Annotated in this window: 20 protein-coding genes; 15 read left to right on the forward strand and 5 right to left on the reverse strand. The window is 69.0% G+C overall.

Annotated elements, in window-relative coordinates:
- Positions 1-16 precede the first annotated feature (16 nt).
- Together BXA00_RS07755 and BXA00_RS07760 are read left to right on the forward strand one after the other, a co-directional pair.
- The gene (locus BXA00_RS07755; protein WP_076517682.1) at positions 17-1,681 is read left to right on the forward strand and encodes a CHAT domain-containing protein; all 1,665 of its coding nucleotides are present in this window, start codon (positions 17-19) and stop codon (positions 1,679-1,681) included.
- A 63-nt stretch (positions 1,682-1,744) separates the two neighbouring features.
- Entirely contained in the window at positions 1,745-3,067 is a 1,323-nt protein-coding gene (locus tag BXA00_RS07760) for a hypothetical protein (protein WP_076517684.1), read from the forward strand.
- An 18-nt stretch (positions 3,068-3,085) separates the two neighbouring features.
- On the opposite strand, the gene BXA00_RS07765 is transcribed toward BXA00_RS07760, so the two are convergent.
- The 3 genes from BXA00_RS07765 to BXA00_RS07775 all read right to left on the reverse strand — a co-directional run bounded on the left by BXA00_RS07765 (position 3,086) and on the right by BXA00_RS07775 (position 5,355).
- On the reverse strand, positions 3,086-3,862 hold the full coding sequence (locus BXA00_RS07765) for a fused MFS/spermidine synthase (protein WP_076517686.1): 777 nt from the start codon (positions 3,860-3,862) through the stop codon (positions 3,086-3,088).
- 66 nt (positions 3,863-3,928) lie between these two features.
- Complete coding sequence (locus BXA00_RS07770; protein ID WP_076517688.1) at positions 3,929-4,348, reverse strand: universal stress protein; 420 nt, start codon at positions 4,346-4,348, stop codon at positions 3,929-3,931.
- Complete coding sequence (locus tag BXA00_RS07775) at positions 4,345-5,355, reverse strand: TerC family protein (protein ID WP_076517691.1); 1,011 nt, start codon at positions 5,353-5,355, stop codon at positions 4,345-4,347. The genes BXA00_RS07770 and BXA00_RS07775 overlap by 4 nt, the downstream gene beginning before the upstream one ends.
- Positions 5,356-5,500: 145 nt before the next feature.
- On the opposite strand from BXA00_RS07775, the gene nhaR reads away from it, so the two are divergent.
- Positions 5,501-6,415: a transcriptional activator NhaR gene (gene nhaR, locus BXA00_RS07780; protein ID WP_076517692.1), complete on the forward strand. Its 915-nt coding sequence runs from the start codon at positions 5,501-5,503 to the stop codon at positions 6,413-6,415.
- A gap of 25 nt (positions 6,416-6,440) precedes the next feature.
- On the opposite strand, the gene BXA00_RS07785 is transcribed toward nhaR, so the two are convergent.
- Positions 6,441-6,896, reverse strand: coding sequence for a DUF2501 domain-containing protein (locus tag BXA00_RS07785; RefSeq protein WP_076517694.1), 456 nt, complete (start codon positions 6,894-6,896; stop codon positions 6,441-6,443).
- Between the two features lie 307 nt (positions 6,897-7,203).
- Between BXA00_RS07785 and BXA00_RS07790 the strand changes: the two genes are divergently transcribed.
- Positions 7,204-7,992: an alpha/beta fold hydrolase gene (locus BXA00_RS07790; RefSeq protein ID WP_076517696.1), complete on the forward strand. Its 789-nt coding sequence runs from the start codon at positions 7,204-7,206 to the stop codon at positions 7,990-7,992.
- Positions 7,993-8,169: 177 nt separating this feature from the next.
- Positions 8,170-8,976 (forward strand): hypothetical protein, encoded by an 807-nt coding sequence (locus BXA00_RS07795; RefSeq protein WP_076517697.1) that lies wholly within the window; start codon positions 8,170-8,172, stop codon positions 8,974-8,976.
- A gap of 13 nt (positions 8,977-8,989) precedes the next feature.
- Here the strand turns inward: BXA00_RS07795 and BXA00_RS07800 are convergent, their stop codons facing one another.
- Positions 8,990-9,733, reverse strand: coding sequence for a lytic transglycosylase domain-containing protein (locus BXA00_RS07800; protein WP_083714211.1), 744 nt, complete (start codon positions 9,731-9,733; stop codon positions 8,990-8,992).
- 271 nt (positions 9,734-10,004) lie between these two features.
- Here BXA00_RS07800 and BXA00_RS07805 point away from each other — a divergent pair, with 271 nt between their 5' ends.
- The 10 genes from BXA00_RS07805 to BXA00_RS07850 all read left to right on the forward strand — a co-directional run bounded on the left by BXA00_RS07805 (position 10,005) and on the right by BXA00_RS07850 (position 20,193).
- A complete protein-coding gene (locus tag BXA00_RS07805) occupies positions 10,005-10,673 on the forward strand; it encodes a response regulator transcription factor (RefSeq protein WP_076517701.1) in 669 nt (222 codons plus the stop codon).
- Positions 10,674-10,677: 4 nt separating this feature from the next.
- Positions 10,678-12,231, forward strand: coding sequence for a HAMP domain-containing sensor histidine kinase (locus BXA00_RS07810; RefSeq protein WP_076517703.1), 1,554 nt, complete (start codon positions 10,678-10,680; stop codon positions 12,229-12,231).
- A 122-nt stretch (positions 12,232-12,353) separates the two neighbouring features.
- Positions 12,354-12,557, forward strand: a complete 204-nt coding sequence (locus tag BXA00_RS07815) for a Flp family type IVb pilin (protein WP_076521843.1) — start codon at positions 12,354-12,356, stop codon at positions 12,555-12,557.
- Between the two features lie 14 nt (positions 12,558-12,571).
- Entirely contained in the window at positions 12,572-13,102 is a 531-nt protein-coding gene (locus tag BXA00_RS07820) for a prepilin peptidase (RefSeq protein WP_076517705.1), read from the forward strand.
- A 95-nt stretch (positions 13,103-13,197) separates the two neighbouring features.
- Positions 13,198-14,181, forward strand: a complete 984-nt coding sequence (gene cpaB / locus BXA00_RS07825; protein ID WP_076517707.1) for a Flp pilus assembly protein CpaB — start codon at positions 13,198-13,200, stop codon at positions 14,179-14,181.
- A 69-nt stretch (positions 14,182-14,250) separates the two neighbouring features.
- Positions 14,251-15,765, forward strand: coding sequence for a type II and III secretion system protein family protein (locus BXA00_RS07830; protein WP_197685566.1), 1,515 nt, complete (start codon positions 14,251-14,253; stop codon positions 15,763-15,765).
- A gap of 20 nt (positions 15,766-15,785) precedes the next feature.
- Entirely contained in the window at positions 15,786-16,472 is a 687-nt protein-coding gene (locus tag BXA00_RS07835) for a CpaD family pilus assembly lipoprotein (RefSeq protein ID WP_076517710.1), read from the forward strand.
- A 5-nt stretch (positions 16,473-16,477) separates the two neighbouring features.
- On the forward strand, positions 16,478-17,749 hold the full coding sequence (locus tag BXA00_RS07840) for a hypothetical protein (protein ID WP_076517713.1): 1,272 nt from the start codon (positions 16,478-16,480) through the stop codon (positions 17,747-17,749).
- A gap of 29 nt (positions 17,750-17,778) precedes the next feature.
- On the forward strand, positions 17,779-19,188 hold the full coding sequence (locus BXA00_RS07845; protein WP_076517715.1) for a CpaF family protein: 1,410 nt from the start codon (positions 17,779-17,781) through the stop codon (positions 19,186-19,188).
- 21 nt (positions 19,189-19,209) lie between these two features.
- A complete protein-coding gene (locus tag BXA00_RS07850; protein WP_076517716.1) occupies positions 19,210-20,193 on the forward strand; it encodes a type II secretion system F family protein in 984 nt (327 codons plus the stop codon).
- The last annotated feature ends 3 nt before the right edge of the window (positions 20,194-20,196 follow it).

Raw genomic sequence — 20,196 nt, forward strand, 5'->3', positions numbered from 1 at the left:
TCATGGGACAGCCATCATGGAACACGACGCCGACGGACCGAATTTCATCCTGCTGGCCAGCATGAACGACGAGCACGAGGACGACTGGGCCAACCACCTCGCCCAGCTGCACCGCCACGTCCAGCAGTACCCCGCGATCGCGCCGTTCGTGGGCGCGGAGCTGCGCCGGCGCACGTCGCTGGAAAGCGCCAAGACCCAGATCGAATCCTGGGAACTGGCCACGCCGCGCATCGAGCCGCGGCTGGTCATCATCGACGCCCGGCTCGGGTCCACCGCCAGCAAGCGCGCCAAGCCCGGCGCGGCCGCGGTCGAACTGCTGGAATGGATCGCCAAGCGCTCCGCCGTGCCCTTGCTGGTGCTGGCGGTCGACCCGCCGGAACTGGTGCAGCGCTACGTCCTGGAACGCCCCGAAGTCTTCATGTGGACCAGCGATGCCAAGAGCGCCGGCAACAGCGGCACAGAGGTCGCCACCGTCCTCACCTGCCTCACGCCGATGGCGCCCAAGCGCCGGCGGCGGCTGATCATCCGCGTGGGCGAGCACTCGATCACCTACCGCATCCAGATGGGACGGCACGAGTATTCGTCGCAGGACATGCCCTACAAGGAACGCGACCGGATCTCGGCCCTGGTGGGGCGCATCGAGACCTTCAGCCCCTATATGGGGGAGACGAAGGCGCCGCAGTGGCTCAAGGACCTGAGCGGGGTGGGCGAAGACGTCTTCAGCGCCATGGTCACGCACAGCCTGGGCGCGCCGATCGCCAAGCTGATCCAGCGCGCGCGCGACGAGGAGTTGTCGCCGGGGGCCGGCGCGTTCGCGGGACTGGACCTGCGCTTCGAGTTCAACCTGGCCAGCCAGGAGGTCTCGCGCCTGTTCAACCTGCCTTTCGAGATGGGGCGCGAGTTCGGCGCCGACAGCGGCCGCTATCTGTGCCTGGAACTGCCGATGGCGCGGCGGCTGCACCTGGAGGGCACCGCCCCCGCGCCGCGCTGGGAGACGGACTCGCGCGCGCCCGGCCAGCCGGTGCGGATGCTGTTCATGGATGCCAGCGCGGTGTACGGCACCGTCACGTTCCGGCGCGAAGACGGCGGGCCGACCCTGCCCGCCATGGAATTCGGCCCGCTGCAGTCGGTCGCCAAAGAGCGCGAGCATCTTGCCGAACTGGCCGCGCGCGCGCCCGGCCATCTCATCATCGACCACGTGCGCGGCGCGGATGAGCCCGGCCTGGTGGGCGCGGCGCTGCAGCGCCGCATCGAAGAGCGGCTCAAGACCGGCAACTACGACATCTTCCATTTCGCCGGGCACTCGGTCTCCGCGGGCGAAACCACGATGCTGGTGCTGCCGGGCGAGGACGGCGAAGCCTGGCAACTGTCCATCCGGCTGATCGGCCAGTGGATGGAGGCGGGCAAGTGCAAGCTGCTGGTGCTGTCGTCGTGCAGCGGCGCGTCGGTGCGCACGGCGCTGGAAGTCATGCGCGCCGGCGCGGCCGGCGTGCTGGCCTTTCGCTGGCAGGTCGAAGAGGAATCCTGCGCGCGCTACATCCAGCGCTTTTACGACGTGTACCTGGACGCCGCCCAGCCCAAAGGGCTGGCCGAAGCCTACCGCTACGCCTGCAAGGCCGCGCAGGGCGATGCCGGCGATCTGCCGACCTGGGCGTCGGCGGTGGCCATCGTGCGCGACTGAGCGCCCGGCCGCCGGCCCCTGTGCGCAACCTGCGCGGCGGGCGGCCGGAAACAAGGAGCTGACATGGATTCGCTAATCGGCATGTTGCGCGGCATCGGCGGCAAGGCGGCCACGGGCGACGGCGCGGGCGCCCTCTTGCCCACCGTCCCCGCGGGCCGCAACTTCTACGCGGAGATCGAACCGCCCGGCGGCAGCCCCGCGCTGGCCGCGGGCCTGGACGGGGCCGCCTTCGTGCCCGGGCAGTGCTACTTCAGTCTCCGGCTGGTGGAAATGCGCCTGTGCGACGCCAGCAACTACCTCAGCCAGTTCCTGCCGCTGTGCACGTTCTTTCTGCGCTATGGCGCCGACGGCGCGCGGCGCGAGATCCCGTACATCGTGGGCTATGACCTCATCCAGCAGGCGCTGGGCGCCGCCGCGCCCCAGGCCGGCGCCAGCCGCGTGGCCTTTCGCGACGTCTACGTGGCGCGCAACGTGCCCTACGCCAGCGACGGACTGGAGATGTACGCCGCCCTGTGCCGGTTCGCCGACAGCAGCCTGAGCCGAGGCATCCTGGACTTCGTCTCGACCGCCGTGACGATGCTGGGGGGCCCCGTGGGCGGAGCCATCGTCAAGACGGGCGAAAGCCTGCTCACGCCCCTGGCCAAGCTGTTCGGCACCGACGGCGTCAGCGTGCGCTTCGGCGTCTATGACGGCGACGCGCTGCGCCGCAGCGGCTACCGCGTGCTGGCGGGCGCGGACTCGCAGGACCGGCTATCCGGTCTGCAGCTCGTGGACGGCGTGCTGCATCGCCAGAAAGACGGGGGCAAGCCCGAGCCGGTCAATGACGTCGACTACCTGGTCCTGGCGTTCGAGCAGCGCACGACGCTGGGCGCGGACATGTTCGCCGCGGCGACGGCGCTGCCGTTCCATCATCTGTGGAAGGACGTGTCCAAGGCCCTGATCGGCAACGACGCCACGGCCGCCAGCGCGGCCTACCAATCCCTGCTGATCGCGGTCGCCGAATCGCCGATGCTGATCGACGCGGACCGCTTCGCGCTGCTCACGGCCTATGCGGCACAGCGCGGCGCATGGGAAGCCGCGAGCGAGCGATCCGGCCTGCGGACGCGCAGCGGCGGAAAAAGCCTGGCGACCGCCATGACCGACCGGGTGAACGCGCGGGGCAAGGCCGATCCGGTGGCCGATCTGCTCAAGGCGGCGAAAAAGCACATCACGCCGCCGCCGGGACCGGCCGGGCCGGCGCAGGCGGCGCTGGAAGACGCCGCCGTCGCCCAGACGGTGACGGACCTGACGCGCACCCTGGGCGAGAAAGGCAGCGCGCCGCCGCCGGGCGCGTTGTCCCGCGCCACGCGCGAGCTGCTGTCCGTCATGCTCAGCGATCCGGCGTAGCGGGCAGGGGGGTGCTGACTACCGCAGTTCCAGCGTCGCCCCGATGACGCGCATCGTCGGCATCAACTGGCGCCATGCATCCTTGGGCATCGACGGCGGCCGCGTCAGTTGCGCCGCCGCCGGGTCATCCAGCAGGTTGCCCTTGCAGGCGAACACGATGCTGTTGGTCATGTCGTCGTCCACCACCTCGAACATCGACGAGCCGAAGGACTCGCGCACGCGCTCCAGGTAGGTGTGGTGCATCGGGTGGTTGACGTGGAAGTTGATCACCAGGATGCCGTCATCGCGCAGGGCGCGATGGCAGTCGGCGTAGAACGCGGCGCTGCACAGCGCGTCCGGGATGCCGCCCGCCACGAAGCCGTCCAGGAAGATCACGTCCGCATGATCGGACAGGCCGCGCATATGCTGCGCCGCGTCCGCCTGGATCACCTGGAAGCGCTCGCCGTCCGGCGGCACCAGGAAGGCGTCGCGCAGCGCGATCACGGCCGGGTCGATCTCCACCACGGAAATCCGCGCCGCCGCCAGATAGCGGTGGCAGAACTTGGGCAGCGATCCGCCGCCCAGGCCCACCATCAGGATGTGATCGGGCGCCGGCTTGAACAGCACGAAGCCCATCATCATCCGGGTGTATTCGATCTCCAGCGCGTCCGGGTTGAGCAGCGACATGCTGCTCTGGATTTCCTGCTGCGTGAAGTGCAGGGTGCGCCGGGCGCCGGCATTCTGGATGAAAGGCCTGTGCAGGGCCGCCGGCTCGTCGGAAAGCGGCGAATCGGCGGAAGCGGGGACGTCGGACATGGGCGCAAGCGGTAGCGGTAAGCGGAGAATCCGCAGAAGATACCACTCCCGCGCCCGCGCGCCCGGTCAGACCAGCATCACCGGACAAGGCGCATGCGCCAGAATGCGTCCGCTCACAGACCCCCGGATCGCGTTGAGCAGCGGGCTGTGGTGATGCGAGCCGATGACGATCGCGGCCGCGCCCACCTGCTTTGCATAGTCGACGATCTTTTGCGGCGTGAAACCCACGAACTCATGGCATTCGTGGCTGACGTTGGCCGCACTCAGGATGTCCACCGCCGATTTCATCGCCTTGCCGCTTTCTTCGTGGTGCCAGGCATCGATGTCCGACTTGGCGATGAAGGACTTCACGTCTCCGCCCACGTCCGGCTCGCAATGCACCACATGCACCACGAAATCGCGGCTCAGCAAGGGGCTTTCCACCAGGAATCGGGCTGCCGCGTCGCTGTATTTCGACCCATCGGTGGCAAGAATGATCGTGTTCATGGCAGACCTCCGTTTTGTGACTTCTTGACCTCGGGACGCGCGGACGGGTCCGCGGCCCTTGCGGGCAACACCCAACTTGCGCCGACCGACGCCAGCAGGATCACGCCCACCACCCCCAGCGACCAGTGCACCGGCACGTGCACCCAGTGCTCGGCGAGCATCTTGGCGCCGATGATGACCAGCACCATCGCCAGGCCATACTTGAGATAGTGAAACCTCGCCACCATGTCCGCCAGCAGGAAGTACAGCGCCCGCAGGCCCATGATGGCGAAAATATTGGACGTAAAGACGATGAAGGGGTCGGTCGTCACCGCAAAGATGGCGGGTATGCTGTCCACGGCGAACACCACGTCCGTCGCCTCGATCACCAGCAGCACCACGAACATGGGCGTCGCGTACCGCAGCCCGTCGATGCGCACGAAGAACGACTGCCCGTGATAATCCCGCGTGATCCGCATGGTGGACCGCAGGAAGACCACCAGCGGATTGCGGGCGATGTCCGGCTGGCGGCCCGCGTTGAACAGCATCTTCAGCCCCGTGAAGATCAGGAACGCGCCCAGCACATAGAACAGCCACGCAAACTTGGACAGCAGCCAGACCCCGGCCAGGATCATGCCGACCCGCATCACGATGGCGCCCAGCACGCCGTACAGCAGCACGCGGCGCTGCAATTCGAGGGGCACGGCGAAATAGGTGAAGATCAGCGAGAACACGAACATGTTGTCCACGGACAGGGACAGTTCGATCAGGTAGCCGGTGTAGAACTCCAGCGTCTTCTGGTGCGCGACGGCGCGCCCCAGCGTGCCGTCCAGATACCACCACATCAGGCCGCCGAACAGCGTGGCCAGCGACATCCATGCAAGCACCCAGCACAGGGCTTCGCGCGACGAAACGCGGTGCGCCCGCCGCCCGCCGAACGCATACAGGTCCAGCGCCAGCACAAGCAGCACGAATCCCACGAACCCCACCCACATCGGCAGCGTCGCAAAGGTTTCGACCCGGTTCATCACGCGCCTCCTTCCACCGCGCCACGTGCGCCACGCGATGGACAATGCTGCCCGGCAGCAGCATGGGGCCAGTCTAGATCAGCGCGATTCCTCCAACAATTCGCATATGATGAATCGATAGTCAGATTTTTTGGATTGATCAGCCATGGTCACTCTCAACTACAAGCATCTGCGCTATTTCTGGATGGTCGCCAAGGCCGGCAGCATCGCCCGCGCCGCGCAGCAGCTCCAGCGCACGCCGCAATCCATCAGCGGCCAGCTCCAGGAGCTGGAATCCACGCTGGGCACCGAACTGTTCCGGCGCGCGGGCCGCGGGCTGGAACTAACCGATGTCGGCCGCCACGCGCTGCTGTACGCGGACCGCATCTTCACCATGGGCGACGAGCTGCTCGACGACCTGCGCGAGCGTCCGGCGCGGCGGGCCATGGAGTTCAAGGTGGGGGTGGCCGAAGGCATGCCCAAGGCCATGGTGTACCGGATGATCGAACCCGCGCTTCATCTGGACGAAGACGTGCGGCTCATCTGCCGCGAAGGGCGCCTGCCTTTCCTGTTGGCCGACCTGGCCGTGCACCGCTTCGACATGGTCATCGCCGATCGCCCCATGCCCAGCAACCTGAACGTACGTGGGTTCAGCCATCTGCTCGGCGAGTGCGGGGTGACCTTCTTCGGATCGCCGCCGCTCCTGGCAAGCCTGCCCGGCAAGTTCCCGGCGCTGCTCGACCAGGCGCCGTTCCTCTTGCCCGGCGAGGACGCCGCCATCCGGCCGCGGCTGCTGCAATGGCTGGACGAACACAACGTGCGCCCGCGCATCGTGGGCGAATTCGACGACAGCGCGCTGATGAATTCATTCGGCCAGACCGGCACCGGCCTCTTTGTGGCGCCGACCGCCACGGCGGCCTATCTGTGCAAGCAGTATCGGGTCCGCGCCATCGGCCACGCGGCGGCCGTCAAGGAGCAGTTCTACGCCATCACCACCGAACAGCGGCTGGAGCATCCCGCCGTGGTTGCGCTGAGCCGGGCGGCGCGGGAGGATATTTTCGGGCCGGCGCGCAAGGCCTAGCGCGACCCGGCCCCAGCCCGGCGGATTACAGGAACGACTTGGCGTGCTTGAGCACCTGGTCGCACGCCTTCTTGGTGAGCTCTTCCTTCAGCCCGCCGCCGCTCAGGTCCACCGACTTGCCGTCGCTGCCATTGAGCATGCCCTGCACGCCGGCCAGATAGCCGGAATCCGACTTGGCCTGCTGGGTCGATCCGCCCGAGATCTTGCCCATCAGCTTGTCTTTCATGGCCTGCGCGTCGCCGCCGGCGAGATAGTTGTTCTTCATGCAGAACTCAATCACGCCCGCCGCATTGCCGGCCGAGGCGGGGCTCAGCGAGGACAGGGGCAGGCTGCCGGTCAGGCCCTGCATGGCGCCGCTCTGGCCCGAACCGCCCATCTGCCCTTTCACGGCATCCAGCAACTGCGCGCTGGCAGCGCCCGCGTAACACTGCGCCGCGATGAGGGCGGCGGCGCCGGCGAGGCGGCGGACATTGATTTTCATGGCTTGCTCCTGGTGCGAAATTGAACAGCGGCCATCGTAGCGGCGCGCCACGGCAGCGCGGCGCGCAGCGCCGGCGCGTAATGCGACAAATCATGTTCGTGCGGTCCACATGCGCCGTGGGGCCGTAGCAATTGCATTCGTAACGTCACCGGTCTGATACGAGCACGCAAGGCGCCCCGGCCCCGACGGGCGCCGGCCGCACGCCCGCGCGCCTACGCTACTATTGCCGACTGTCCCCGGGGAGGCGGCCGCGCTGCGCCGCCGCATCCGCAGGCGTCCCGAGCCATCTATTCCGTGAGAACCCGCGATGTCGTCCGTGCAATCCCAAGATGTCTTCGTTCCGGCCGCTGGCGGCCAGCTTTTCGTGCGGCGCTGGACGCCCGACGCGCCCGGCGCGAACGATGTCCCCCTCGTGCTGATGCATGACTCGCTGGGCTGCGTGGAACTGTGGCGCGACTTTCCGCAACAGCTTGCCCTCGCGACCGGCCGCGCCGTCATCGCCTACGACCGGCTGGGCTTTGGGCGTTCCGACCCGCATTCGGGCACCTTGGGACCGGACTTCGTGGTCCGCGAAGCCATCGAAGGCTTTCGCGCCGTGCGCGAGGCCCTGGACCTGGAGCGGTTCGCGGCGTTCGGCCACAGCGTGGGCGGGGGCATGGCCATTGCCAGCGCCGCCGCGTATCCGCAGTCCTGCCGCGCGCTCGTGACCGAATCCGCGCAGGTCTTCGCCGAAGACCGCACGCTGGAAGGCATCCGCCAGGCGCGCGAGTCGTTCGCGCAGCCCGGCCAGCTCGACCGGCTGAAGAAGTACCACGGCGAGAAAGCGGCCTGGGTGCTGGGCGCATGGATCGACACCTGGCTCTCGCCCGACTTCGCGGACTGGACGCTGGACGCGCAACTGGCCCAGGTGACGTGTCCCGCGCTGGCCCTGCACGGGGACAACGACGAATACGGCTCCACCGTGCACGCCGAGCGGATCGCGCAATTGGCGGGCGCGAAGACGGTCATCTTCAAGCAATGCGGCCACGTCCCGCACCGCGAGCTGCCCGGGCAGGTGCTGGAGACGGTGGCCGCGTGGCTGAAGACGGCCGCCTGAGCGGCCGGTCGTTCAACGCCGCAAGGCCCCCGCCGGCATGTCCCGCCCCGCGCAGGGCAAGCCGCGCCCGGATACACAAGGACATAAAAAATCCGCGGGCCGGGCCTGGAGGCGCCGCCGCGCGCGACTTACTATCGAATCCAGACCGGCGATCCCCTGTGCCGGGCACGGAGTTCCATGAGCATCCCATCAAGCCCGACAGGCGCCGCGCCGGCTGCCGCCCCCACCCGCTCGCGCCATCTGCTGCCGTGGGCCGTGGTGGTGCTGGTGGCAGTGGGGCTGGCGTTGGCCGGGCCCATCGCGCAGCCCGAGCACTACCATGACTTCGCGGACAAGCGGGCCTGGCTCGGCATTCCCCATGCCGCCGACGTGCTGTCCAACCTGGGTTTCGCGGTGGTGGGCTGGTATGGCCTGGCGCTGGTGCTGCAGTCGCGCCAGCGCTCCTCGCTGGACGCGATCCGTCCAGGCTATGCGCTGTTCTTCTTTGCGCTGATGCTCACCGCGTTCGGGTCCGGCTGGTATCACCTGGTGCCCGACAACGCCCGTCTCATCTGGGACCGCCTGCCGATTGCGCTGCTGTGCGCCGGCATCCTGTCGGCCGTCTGGCGCGAGACGCTGGGCGATGGCCGCTGGGTCGACGTGCTGTGGGCCGCCCTGGCCGTGGGCAGCGTCGGGTGGTGGTGGGTCACGGACAGCCGCGGCGCGGGCGACCTGCGGCCCTACCTTTTCGTGCAGTTCATGCCGCTGCTGCTGGTGCCATTGCTGCAATGGCGCAACGGCACGCCCCGGCGCGAACGCCTGTATTTCGCCGCCGCGATCGGCTGCTATGTGCTGGCCAAGGCGTCCGAAGTGCTGGACCACCAGATCTTCCAGCACGTCGCGTATCTGAGCGGCCACACGATCAAGCACCTTTTTTCCGTGGTGGCGGGCCTGATCGTGACGCTCAATTTCGCGCACCGCAAGCGCGAGGCCGACCGGCCGTAGCGCCGGGCGCCGGTCAGCGTTTTCTCGGCGGCACCACCATGAACCCCTGCTCGAATTGCCGGACCGCTTTCGCGTCGTCCTGGCGGGTCCACATGGCAGACGCCGCGCCCGTGTTGTCCGCCACAGCGATCCCGGCTTTCGGGGCTCCCGGCTGGTAGGCGGCCATGATCCGGCTCACGTAGTTGCGCGTCTCCGCATAGTCCGGCACGCGGTTGCCGGCGCGCTGCACCGCGCCTTCGCCGGCGTTGTAGGCCGCCAGCGCAAGCTCCAGGTTGCCGTCGTAGCGGTCCAGCAACGCGCGCAGATAGCGGCTGCCGGCATTGACGTTCAGGTCGAGCTTGCGCAGGTTCGCCTGCAGCGCCTCGTCCGTGCCCGGCACGCCGTACTGGCTGGCGGTAGCCGGCATCAGCTGCATCACGCCGACCGCGCCCTTGGGCGACACCGCATGCGTGTCAAAGCCCGATTCCGCCTGCGCGACCGCATGGAGGAGGGCGTAGTCCAGCCCATGGCGCTGCGCGGCCTGTTCCAGCGCCTGGCGGATTTCGGGGCTGGGCTCGACGGCGCGGCGCGCGCCGCGCGCGCCCGAGGACAGGTCGCGGAACAACAGGCGGTAGCTGTCGTCGATGGCCGTGGGCGCGAAGTGCGCCATGCCCTGATCGTCGAAGGACACATAGACGTCCGCTGCAAGACTGGCCGAGCAAGACAGCAACAAAGCCGCGCCCAGCCAGTGGCGGCTTCGAAGGAGGAAAGTGGACATGGCAAAGAGGACGTCGCGGCAGCCGCCACGTCCTTGAAGTCAGGATATCGGCACGAATTCTACAAGAATAACAATCATTCTTATTTACAATAAGATTAAATCTTGTTAAGTTTTAGCCCGTTGCTGTTGCGATATGAATCGTGATCCCATAGGCGCCTGGCCTGAAGACGCAAGCCAGACGGCTTGCCGGGATGAATTTCTGATGCATGCGGCATGAGGGGTTCGGCGACAAACGCTGGCGGAATGAAGTGACACGCGGGCGAGGACATGCATGCGGATACTGCTAATCGAGGACGACAGCAAAGTGAGCTACTGGCTGGCCAGCAAGTTCCAGGCCAGCGGCCATCAGTGCGTGCCGGTCGATTCGGGCGAGCAGGCGCTCGTTGCGCTGGACCGGCAGGTGTTCGACATCGCCGTGCTCGACCGCATGCTGCCCGGCATCGATGGCATCGAGGTGCTGCGGCGCCTGCAAGGCCGCCCGCACCCGCCCGTCATCATCCTGTCCGCCGTCGACCAGGCGTCGGACCGCGTCGAGGGCCTGCGCGCGGGCGCGCAGGACCACATCGGCAAGCCCTTCGACTTTCTTGAACTGATGGTGCGCATGGAGCTGCTGGTGCAGCGCCATGACGCCACGCCGCCCAACACGGCGCGCCTGTGCGTGCAGGATCTGCAGATCGACCTGCTGCGCCGCAAGGTGACGCGGTCGGGCCGCGAGATCAGCCTGACCGACAAGGAATTCCTGCTGCTGCGCACGCTGGCCGAGCACGCCGGCCAGACCGTGCCCCGCGGCATGCTGCTGGAAAAGGTGTGGGGCCTGCAGTTCGATCCCCAGACCAACCTGATCGACGTCCACGTCTCGAAGCTGCGCTCGAAGATCGACAAGGACTTTTCGCAACCGTTGCTCAAGACCGTGCGGGCCATGGGATACGTGCTGAGCTGACCCGATGAACACCGTGCAGTTCGACATTCCTGAGACCCTGCGGGCGCTCAGGCAGGGGCCGCTGTCCGGCCTGTTCGGCTCGTGGCAGTCCTTCTGGCGCGACGCGCGTGCGCCGTCGGCCACGGCTATGCCCCCGCCCACGCGCACGACCAGCCATTTCCGCTACACGGCCTGCTTCGCGTTCATCTTCCTGCTCGTGACGCTGGGCTCGATTGCGTGGGGGCAGAACCTGCTCGAGCACGTCATGGTGCGCCACGTGAAGGACATGGTCGCCGCCGAAATCCGGGCGCACCAGACGCTCAGCAGCCGCGACAGCGCGTCCGACCTGGCGCGCGCGCTGAAGCTGCGCGAAGCCGCGGTGGCGCGGCGCGAGCGCGCGATCTCCGTGCAGGCCGCCGACGGGCGCCTGCTGTACGGCGCGGCCGAGCTGCTCTCGCCGCTGATGTGCCAGGGCGGCCAGCAGCCTTGCCGCGGCTGGCTCCGGGCATCGCTGACCACGGGCGAGGGCGCCAGCGAATGGCTGGGCCACGCCTCCCTGCTGCCCGATGGCGGCCGCTATGTCATCGCCTACGACATCCTGCCGATGCTCAACCGCATCTACCCCGTGCCGCTGGTCGTGGGCCTGAGCGTGTTCACGGCCCTGCTGCTCAGCCTGGGCGCGGGCCTGCTCTTTAGCATCGGCGCGGCCAACCGGGTCACGCGCATCCGCCAGACCATGGCGCGCTTCGCCCGCGGGGACCAGGACGCGCGCGTGGCGCTGCATGGCAGCCAGGACGAGTTCGACGAGTTGGGGCACGATGTGAACCAGGCGCTCGAACGCATCGATTTCCTGATGGAAGAGGTGCGCAACGCCACCAATCACATCGCGCACGAGCTGCGCACCCCGCTGACGCGCCTGCAGCAGCGCCTGAGCAACGCGGCCGACTCGATGCGCGACAACCCCGCGGCGGAAGCGGAGATGGCGCTGGCGGAAGAAGAAGTGCGGCGCATCCTGTACCTGTTCCGCACCGTCATGCGCATCAGCGAGATCGAGACCGGGCGCTGCCATCACGAACCCGTCGACCTCGATGCGCGGGCCCTGCTGGCCGATCTGCACGATTACTACGATGTCCTGGCCGATCAGCGCGGCGTGGTCCTGCAGATCCGCGTCGAGGACGACCTGCCCCTGATGGGCGACCGCGCGCTGCTGTTCCAGGCGCTGGTTAACCTGATCGACAACGCAATCAAATATGCGCCGCCCGGCTCGGCCATCACGCTGCTGGCGCGGCGCCGCGGCCCCTGGATCGAGCTGGGCACCGCCGACCAGGGCCCCGGCATCGACGCCGACCAGCGCAGCCAGGCCGTGCAGCGCTTTCGCCGGCTTACGCGCGACCGGACGATCTCCGGCCACGGCCTGGGCCTGGCCTTGGTGCATGCCGTGGCGGCGCTGCACGGCGGGTCGCTGGCGCTGGCCGACAACGATCCCGGCCCGCCGCAAGGCGCCGCGTCCGGCACGCCGCGCGGCCTGCTGGCCATCCTGCGCCTGCCCTGTAAAAGCGCGGCCGGCGGACGTTCCTGAACGACTCTTAATGATTCGCAGGTTGATCGCTAGCTGCAAATGAATCCTAATATCGTCTGTGTAGTGACGGCTTTCGCAGCCTTCGTTTTTCCCTTCACGACGATTCTTTCTTGGACCTTCCCGTGACCTCCCGCATCCAACAATTCCTTCGTGACGAAAGCGGCGTGACCGCAATTGAATACGGCATCCTCGCCGCCGCCATGGCCGCCGCGGTCGGCGTGATCTTCGGCTCCGACGGCGCCTTCATCACCGCGCTGCGCGACAAGTTCGGCGCCATCGCCAACGACATTACCGAAGCCGGCACCGACGCCCGCTCGGGCGGCTGATCCGCAGGCGTTTCGTGGCGCACTCCCTGCCCAGCATCATCCTCGTGCCGGCCCTGGCCTGGGTGGTGGTCTCCGACCTGCTGTACCGCCGCATCAGCAACCGCCTGGTGCTGGCGTTGCTGCTGGCCTGGGTCGCCTACGCCGGATGGACGCTGGCGCAGGGCAATCCCGCGCTGCGCGCCTCGCTGACGACCGGCATCCTGGCCGGCGCCGGCGTGCTGGTGGCGGGGTATTGCCTCTTTGCCATGCGCTGGATGGGCGCCGGCGACGCCAAGCTGATGGCCGTGCTGTGCCTGTGGCTGGGCGAGCACACCTTCGTCTTCCTCATCGTCACGGCCCTGGCCGGTGGCGTCATGGCCCTGGCGCTGCCGCTGCTGCGCGCGCTGGAACGCGCCCTGGCGCTAAGCCTGATGCGCCTGAACATCTGGCTGTCCGGCCTGGTCATCCCCACGCCGCACGCGCTGCGCGACGAGCCCATGCAAGGCATTCCGTACGGACTTGCGATTGCCTGCGGCGCCGTCTTCGTGCTCTGGAGCGCCAGCTAGCTTTCGACCCGGCACGACCCCGCGCCAACGGCGCGCCATCAGGGGCTCCTATACGCCTTTGATGCAATTGATAAGACAAATCACTCCTATTTGCTATGAAGACCCGATCATTGATCCTGCTTGCCTCGGCGATCGCGCTGGCCGCGGGAGCGGCCCTGGTGGGCCGCGCGCTCATGCGCCCGCCGCCACCCGTGACCATCGTCAAGCAGGTCGAAGCGCAGCGCGCGCCCGTGCGCCAGGTGCTGGCGGCGGCCGGGCCGCTGGTCCCCGGCGACTTCGTCGCGGGACGCGCGCTGGCATGGCGCGAACTGCCCGCCAGCGAGATCCGGGCCGACCACTACACCGCTGACACCGACGAGGAACGCCGCAAGATCGAACGCGCCGTCGCCGGGTCCACGCCCCGCCGCGCGCTGCAGGACGGCCAACCGCTGACCCGCGACGGGCTGGTGTTCAGCGGCGACCACGGCTTCGTCGCGTCGGTGCTCAAGCCCGAGATGCGCGCCGTGTCGATTCCGACCAGCGCGGTGACGAGCAACTCGGGGCTGGTGTCCGCAGGCGACCGGGTGGACGTCATCCTGCATCTGGAACGCGACAAAGACCAGCCGCCGATGCCGGGCCAGACCGCCGTCTCCTTTGCCTCGCTGGCGTCGCAGACGATCGTGCGCAACGTGCGCGTGCTGGCATTGAACGGCAATCCGGCGGGCATCGCGCCCGCCAGCAATGCCCCGACGACCCCGGGCGCCGTGGACAAGAAGGCCGTGCCCCTGCGCAATTACTACGAAAGCCTGACGCTCGAAGTCACCCCGCGCGATTCGGAGCGCCTGGCCCTCGCGCAAGAGGTCGGCCCGCTGCAACTGGCGCTGCGCAGCGTGCAGGCGGACACCGTCGAACAGCCGCACGACGCCATGCGGTCGGTGACGCGCATCAACGATGCGACGGACATGTTCAACCAGCCGGCCCGGCAGACGGTCGTCGTGCAGACGTTCCGCGGCGAGCGGCAGAGTGCGCAGTCCTTCACGCAGTCCGTCAGTCAGGCGGCGGAGCCAGACGAACCCGCCCCGTCATCCTCCATCCCCTAACCGATGCGCCCCCACCGCCAGCCCGCGGCGACGTCCGCGCTTCCTCATGCCCCTTCATCCCTTCACGCCATGATTCACAAGCAGCCCCGCCGCGGCGCGGCCCTCCTGATGCCCCGGCTGTGCCTGGCCGCGCCGCTGTGCCTGGCTGGCGCAAGCGCCCTGGCCGCCCCCTCCACGGCGCCCGGCGCCCGGCCCGCCGTCGACGTCATGAACACGCCGACGGCCTTGCCCGCCAGCCTGCAGAAGATCGCGCCCACCGGCGAGATCACGCTGCACGTGCGCGAAGGCCAGTTGCTCAAGCTGAAGTCCGATGCGGCCAATGTGCTGGTGGCCGATCCGCGCGTCGCCAGTTTCCAGGTGCCATCGCCCAACAACATCTTCGTCTTCGCGCAGTCCGTCGGCACGACGACGCTGTACGCGCTGGATGCGCAGGACAAGGTCATCGCCGCGATCCGCGTCGTGGCCGAGCACGACCTGTCCACGCTGCGCACGCAGATCCTGCGGTCCGTGCCCGGCGCCGACATCGAGCTGGAACCCTCGCTGAACAACCGCATCATCGTGCGCGGCAACGTGCGCACGCCCATCGAGGCGCGCCAGATCGTCGACCAGGTACAGGCCTATCTGGACGGCGTGTCGGCGGGCGCGCAGGGCGGCGGCGCGCGCGGCGCCGGCAACACCCGCGACGGCGTGATCAACCAGCTCAAGGTGGAGCTGTCGTCACAGATCAACATCCAGGTGCGCGTCGTCGAGGTGTCGCGCACGCTGTCGCACGAACTGGGCTTTGACTGGGCGGCGACGCTCAATTCGGGCAGCGGCGCGTGGGGGATCATGACGGGCAGCGCGGCCGGCGGCTTCGCGCCCGCCACCGAGCCCATCAATCCGTCGCTGTTCGATTCCGTCACGGGCAAGAACTTCTCCAGCCTGATACCGGGCCGCACCACGTCCACCTTCGCGGCGGGCGGCATGACCACGCGCGGCCGCTTCACCATGGGCGGCCTGATCTCGGCGCTGTCGGCGGAGGGCTTCGCCTCGGTCCTGGCCGAACCCAACCTCACCGCGATGTCGGGCGAAAGCGCGGCCTTCGCCGCGGGCGGCGAGGTGCCCATCGTCATCATCACCAACAACAACGTGCAGATCGACTTCAAGTCGTACGGCGTGATCCTGCGCATGACGCCGACGCTGCTTTCCGCCAATCGCATCAGCCTGCACATCGCGCCCGAAGTGAGCGAGCTGACGGAAGACGGCGCGGTCACGCTGCAGGGCATCTCCATCCCCGCGCTGAAGGTGCGCCGCGCCGACACCACCGTGGAGCTGGCCAGCGGCCAGAGCTTTGCGCTGGCCGGCATGCTGCGGTCGACGCAGGCCCAGACCGTGTCCGGCGTGCCGGGGCTGAGCAGCATTCCGCTGCTGGGCCGGCTGTTCGAGCACGAAGTGTCCGCCAAGGACGAAACCGAGCTGGTCATCCTGGTCACCGCGAACGTGGTCGATCCGGTCGCGGCCGGCGAGCTGCAGGTGCCAGGCCAGGGCCTGGCCGGCATCGACGACCTGCTGCCGCCGCAAGCCCCCATCGGCTACCTGTACTGAACGCGGACGAGAGACACGCCATGGACTACGAAAAGACCCTTACCCCGCGCCGCCTGCTGCCGCTGGCGCCGCTGTTGCTGGCCCTGCTGCTGGGCGGCTGCGGCACGCAGTTGAACGACCTGCGCGCCCAGCGCTTCGGCGCCGGCGAAGCCGCCAAGGCGCCCACCGTGGCGCCGCGCGCCGTCGCGCTGGCGCTCCAGGCCGCGCCGGACGGCAACGGCCTGACGGCCGAATCGCTGAACGCCGCCAATGAACTGCTGACGCGCCAGGGCCGCATCGACGCGCAGGTGCTGACGCTCACGCCCTTCAACGCCCGCGGCGAGGCGCTGGCGCAGCGCCTGGCGCAAGCGCTGGCCCGCAGCGGCGCGCGCGCGCCCCGGGTCGAATCGCTGCCCCGCGACGCGCAGCGCCTGCAAGCGGCGGCGCAGGCCGGCTGGGACCTGGAGCTGCAATCCGAGGCGATGACGGTGCAGGCCACACGCTGCAGCATCGCCAAGCCGGACGACTGGACCATCCATCCCTACTACGGCGTCGGCGCGCTGGGCTGCGCGAACCGCGCCAACCTCGCGCGCATGGTGAGCGACCCGCGCGACCTGGCGCGCCCCCGCACGCTGGAAGGCGCGGACGGCAAGGCGGCGGCCGGCGCCGTGGACCGCTACCAGACCGGCGAAACCCGCGACCTGATCGACATCGACTTCGACAACTGACGGCCATGAGCAACACGACACCGACCCGCAACGGCGCGCCCACCCAAGGCCCGGCCGTCTTCGCCGCCCCGGCCGACCTGCCCGTCATCGGCGAGCAGCTCGTCCGCCTGCAGCGTCCCGCCTGCGCCCTGCAGGCAGGCGGCCCCGCGGCCGCCGCGGCCTGGTGCGCCGCCAATCCGCTGCCCGGCGTGCTGCTGGCGGACATCACGGGCGAAGCCCATCCGATCGCGGCCCTACTGGAACTGGCGGCGCTCGCGGGTCCGGCCTGCCGCATCGTGGCGCTGGGCGACAAGCAGGACGTGGACCTGTACCGCCAGCTCCTGCAGGCCGGCATCTTCGACTACCTGATCAAACCGCCGCGCCTGGATCTGCTGGCCGACACGCTGGCCCGCGCCGACGACGACACGCCGCTTGGCCAGGGCGGCAGCGCGCGCGCCGGCCGGTCCGCGGCCATCGTGGGCGCGGCGGGCGGGCTGGGCGTCAGCACGCTGACCGCTGCGCTGGGGCTATGGCTCGCGCACGCGCGCCAGACCCCGACAGTGCTGGTGGACTTCGACCGGCGCAAGGGCGACCTGCCGCTGCTGCTGGGCTTGGAAGCCGATGCAGGCCTGGCCAGCCTGCTGTCCGCGCCCGATATCGATCCGCGCCTGCTGCAACGCACGCTGTTGGCGGCCGGCCAGGTGCCGCCGCCCGCGGGCGGCGAGCCGTCCGCCCGCCTGCAACTGCTGGCCCAGCGTCCCGGCCCGGAAACCCCCTTCGACCCCGAGCGCGCGCTGGAAATCGGCGGCGCGCTGTGCCAGTGGTTCTCGCTGTCGCTGTGGGACCTGCCCTCGCACCGGCCGGCCGGCGCCGATGAAGTGCTTGCCCATGCCGACATCCGCGTCGTGCTGACCGAACTGACGGTGCAGGGCGCGCGCAACACCCATCGCCTGCTGGCCGAGCTGGGCGAGGGCGGTCCCAGCCAGCGGCTGGTCCTGGTGGCCAGCGACGCCCGCCAGGCCCAGGGCGCCGCGCTGACCCCGGCGCAGTTCGAGGAGTTCGTCGCACGGCGCATCGACCAGCACCTGCCCTACGCGGGCCAGGCGCTGGCGGCCAGCCTGTTGAAAGGGCCGCTGTCGCCGCACGCGGCGCCCGCGTATGCGCAGGCCGTCGCCCAGTTGGGCGCGCGCGTCCTGGGCCTGCCGCTGGCCGCGCCCGCCGTCCACGCGGGCCCCGTGCAGCGGCTGCGTGCCTGGCTGAACCGGTCCGCGCCCGCGCGCCGCGCGGCGCGCGCCTGATTCCACCGCGAACCCCACCGGACGACCTCATGCTGCCCCGCCGCAAGCCCGCACCTTCCATCCCCCACGCGCCCGCTGCCCCCGCGCCGGCGCCGGTTGCCACGCTGCCCGACGCCGCGCCGATGCCTGCCGCCGCGCCCGCGGCCCGCACGCCGCCGCCCGCACCGCGTCCCGTCGCCGCCGCCACCCCGCCCAGCGCGGAGAGCAGCGCCCAACGCCGCGTGATCCGCAACGAGCTCTTCGAACTGATCGACCCGCTCAAGGCCGCGGCCATGCCGCGCGACCGGCTGCAGGCGCAGATCGACGCGCTGATCCGCCGCATCTGCGACGAACAGCGCCTGCAGCTTTCAGGCCAGGAAGAAGAGCTGATCGCGCGCCAGATGCTGGATGAAATGGTGGGCGTGGGTCCCATCGAGCCCCTGCTGGCCGACGACACGGTCAACGACATCCTGGTCAACGGCGCGAACCAGATCTTCGTCGAACGCTTCGGCAAGCTGGAGCTGTCGTCCATCACCTTCATCGACGAAGAGCACGTCTTCAACACCGCGCAACGCATCGCCGCCCGAGTGGGCCGCCGCATCGACGAAGCCAACCCCATGGTCGACGCCCGCCTGCCCGACGGCAGCCGCGTCAACGTCATCACCCATCCGCTGGCGCTGGACGGCACCACGATCTCGATCCGCAAATTCATGCGGCGCGATCTGTCGCTGGAATCGCTGGCCCAGCGCGGCGCCATGTCCATGGATATGGCCGTGCTGCTGCGCCGCGCGATGGAAGCGCGCCTGAACATCGTGGTGTCCGGCGGCACGGGCGCCGGCAAGACCACGCTGCTCAATGCGCTGTCGCAGAACATCAGTCCGCTGGAACGCATCATCACCATCGAGGACGCCGCCGAACTGCAGCTGCAGCAAGAGCACGTCATCCGCCTGGAGACCCGGCCCGAAAGCGCCGAAGGCGGCGGCCGCGTAGACCAGCGCGACCTCATGAAGAACGCGCTGCGGATGCGCCCCGACCGCATCATCCTGGGCGAAGTGCGCGGCGGCGAATGCTTCGACATGCTCCAGGCCATGAACACCGGCCACGACGGGTCGCTGTGCACCGTCCACGCCAACACCCCGCGCGACGCCCTGATGCGTTTGGAGAACATGGTGATGATGGCCAACATGCAGCTCCCGCTGGCCGCCATCCGCCGCCAGATCGCCAGCGCCGTCGACCTCATCGTGCAGATCGAACGCATGCGCGACGGCGCGCGGCGCGTGGTCTCGATCATGGAAATCTGCGGCATGGAAGAAGAGGTGATCCAGACGCAGGAATTGTTCATCTTCCGCTCGCGCGCCGGCTCGACGGCCACGCAGGTGCTGGGCGAACACACGGGCAGCGGCCTGCGGCCGAACTTCTACACCGAGAAGTCGCACCTGTTCGACCAGGACATCGCCTGACGGCGGCAAGGCAGCCCGGACATGCTCGATCTCTTTACCCTGCTCATCTTCCTGCTGGTGTTCGTCGGCTTTTTCGCCGTGCGCGCCAACAGCCGACGCCAGCGCCGCGAAGACGCCATGGCGGCCCGCCTGGCGGCGCTGCGCTTGCAGATGCAGCGCGAAAGCGGCCTGGCCGCGGCCGTGCTGCAATCGCCCGACTCCATCGCGCTGCCGGGCCAGGACGACCTGATGCCGCGCTGGCCGTGGCTGGGACTGCGCCTGGCGCGTCTGCGCGACGGCCTGCGCGCCCTGGGCTGGCTGCCCACGCTGCGCCAGCGCGTCCTGGTCTCGGCCGCCGTCGCGCTGATCGGCGGCCTTGTTCTGGTGCGCATGACGGGCACGCCGATCTTCCTGGCCTTGCTGGCCGCGCCCGTGCTGTGGACCGCGCTGTGCGGCGTGCTGTATCAGCAGGCCATGGCCAAGCACCTGGCGGCGCTGGCGCGCAGCCTGCCCGAAGCCATCGACGGCATCACGCGCATCTGCCGGTCCGGCGTGCCGCTGCACAGCGCGTTCGGGATCGCCGCGGACCACCTGCACGGCCCGCTCGCGCCCGAACTGCGCGAGATCGAAAACTGGCTCAAGCTCGGCGTGCCGCTCAAGCAGGCCATGCAATCGTCCGCGCAGCGCGTGCCGCTGCCCGAGTATCGCTTCTTCGCCGTCATCCTCATCATCAGCCAGGAATCGGGCGGCCGCCTGGGCGACACGCTGGAACGCCTGTCGGCCACGCTGCGCGCGCGCGCCGAACTGGGCATGAAGGTGCAGGCCAAGACCTCCGAGGCGCGCGCCTCGGCCAAGATCGTCGCCCTGCTGGTGCCGGGCGTGCTGCTCTACATGTACCTGAACTCCCCGGAAGATTTCCGCTTCATGTTCAACGACGCGGCGGGCGTCAAGGTGATGATCTACGCCGCCGCCAGCGTTGGGCTGGGCCTGTTCATCACCCACCTGATGGTCAAGCGCATCCGCTGACCC

The organism is Achromobacter sp. MFA1 R4, assembly GCF_900156745.1.
GTDB lineage: Bacteria > Pseudomonadota > Gammaproteobacteria > Burkholderiales > Burkholderiaceae_B > Achromobacter.

What these genes read in the sequence shown, in the direction of transcription:
- BXA00_RS07755 (WP_076517682.1), top strand. Translation starts at nt 17, where the DNA reads ATGGAACACGACGCCGACGGACCGAATTTCATCCTGCTGGCCAGCATG.
- BXA00_RS07760 (WP_076517684.1), top strand. Translation starts at nt 1,745, where the DNA reads ATGGATTCGCTAATCGGCATGTTGCGCGGCATCGGCGGCAAGGCGGCC.
- BXA00_RS07765 (WP_076517686.1), bottom strand. Translation starts at nt 3,862, where the DNA reads ATGTCCGACGTCCCCGCTTCCGCCGATTCGCCGCTTTCCGACGAGCCG.
- BXA00_RS07770 (WP_076517688.1), bottom strand. Translation starts at nt 4,348, where the DNA reads ATGAACACGATCATTCTTGCCACCGATGGGTCGAAATACAGCGACGCG.
- BXA00_RS07775 (WP_076517691.1), bottom strand. Translation starts at nt 5,355, where the DNA reads ATGAACCGGGTCGAAACCTTTGCGACGCTGCCGATGTGGGTGGGGTTC.
- nhaR (WP_076517692.1), top strand. Translation starts at nt 5,501, where the DNA reads ATGGTCACTCTCAACTACAAGCATCTGCGCTATTTCTGGATGGTCGCC.
- BXA00_RS07785 (WP_076517694.1), bottom strand. Translation starts at nt 6,896, where the DNA reads ATGAAAATCAATGTCCGCCGCCTCGCCGGCGCCGCCGCCCTCATCGCG.
- BXA00_RS07790 (WP_076517696.1), top strand. Translation starts at nt 7,204, where the DNA reads ATGTCGTCCGTGCAATCCCAAGATGTCTTCGTTCCGGCCGCTGGCGGC.
- BXA00_RS07795 (WP_076517697.1), top strand. Translation starts at nt 8,170, where the DNA reads ATGAGCATCCCATCAAGCCCGACAGGCGCCGCGCCGGCTGCCGCCCCC.
- BXA00_RS07800 (WP_083714211.1), bottom strand. Translation starts at nt 9,733, where the DNA reads ATGTCCACTTTCCTCCTTCGAAGCCGCCACTGGCTGGGCGCGGCTTTG.
- BXA00_RS07805 (WP_076517701.1), top strand. Translation starts at nt 10,005, where the DNA reads ATGCGGATACTGCTAATCGAGGACGACAGCAAAGTGAGCTACTGGCTG.
- BXA00_RS07810 (WP_076517703.1), top strand. Translation starts at nt 10,678, where the DNA reads ATGAACACCGTGCAGTTCGACATTCCTGAGACCCTGCGGGCGCTCAGG.
- cpaB (WP_076517707.1), top strand. Translation starts at nt 13,198, where the DNA reads ATGAAGACCCGATCATTGATCCTGCTTGCCTCGGCGATCGCGCTGGCC.
- BXA00_RS07830 (WP_197685566.1), top strand. Translation starts at nt 14,251, where the DNA reads ATGATTCACAAGCAGCCCCGCCGCGGCGCGGCCCTCCTGATGCCCCGG.
- BXA00_RS07835 (WP_076517710.1), top strand. Translation starts at nt 15,786, where the DNA reads ATGGACTACGAAAAGACCCTTACCCCGCGCCGCCTGCTGCCGCTGGCG.
- BXA00_RS07840 (WP_076517713.1), top strand. Translation starts at nt 16,478, where the DNA reads ATGAGCAACACGACACCGACCCGCAACGGCGCGCCCACCCAAGGCCCG.
- BXA00_RS07845 (WP_076517715.1), top strand. Translation starts at nt 17,779, where the DNA reads ATGCTGCCCCGCCGCAAGCCCGCACCTTCCATCCCCCACGCGCCCGCT.
- BXA00_RS07850 (WP_076517716.1), top strand. Translation starts at nt 19,210, where the DNA reads ATGCTCGATCTCTTTACCCTGCTCATCTTCCTGCTGGTGTTCGTCGGC.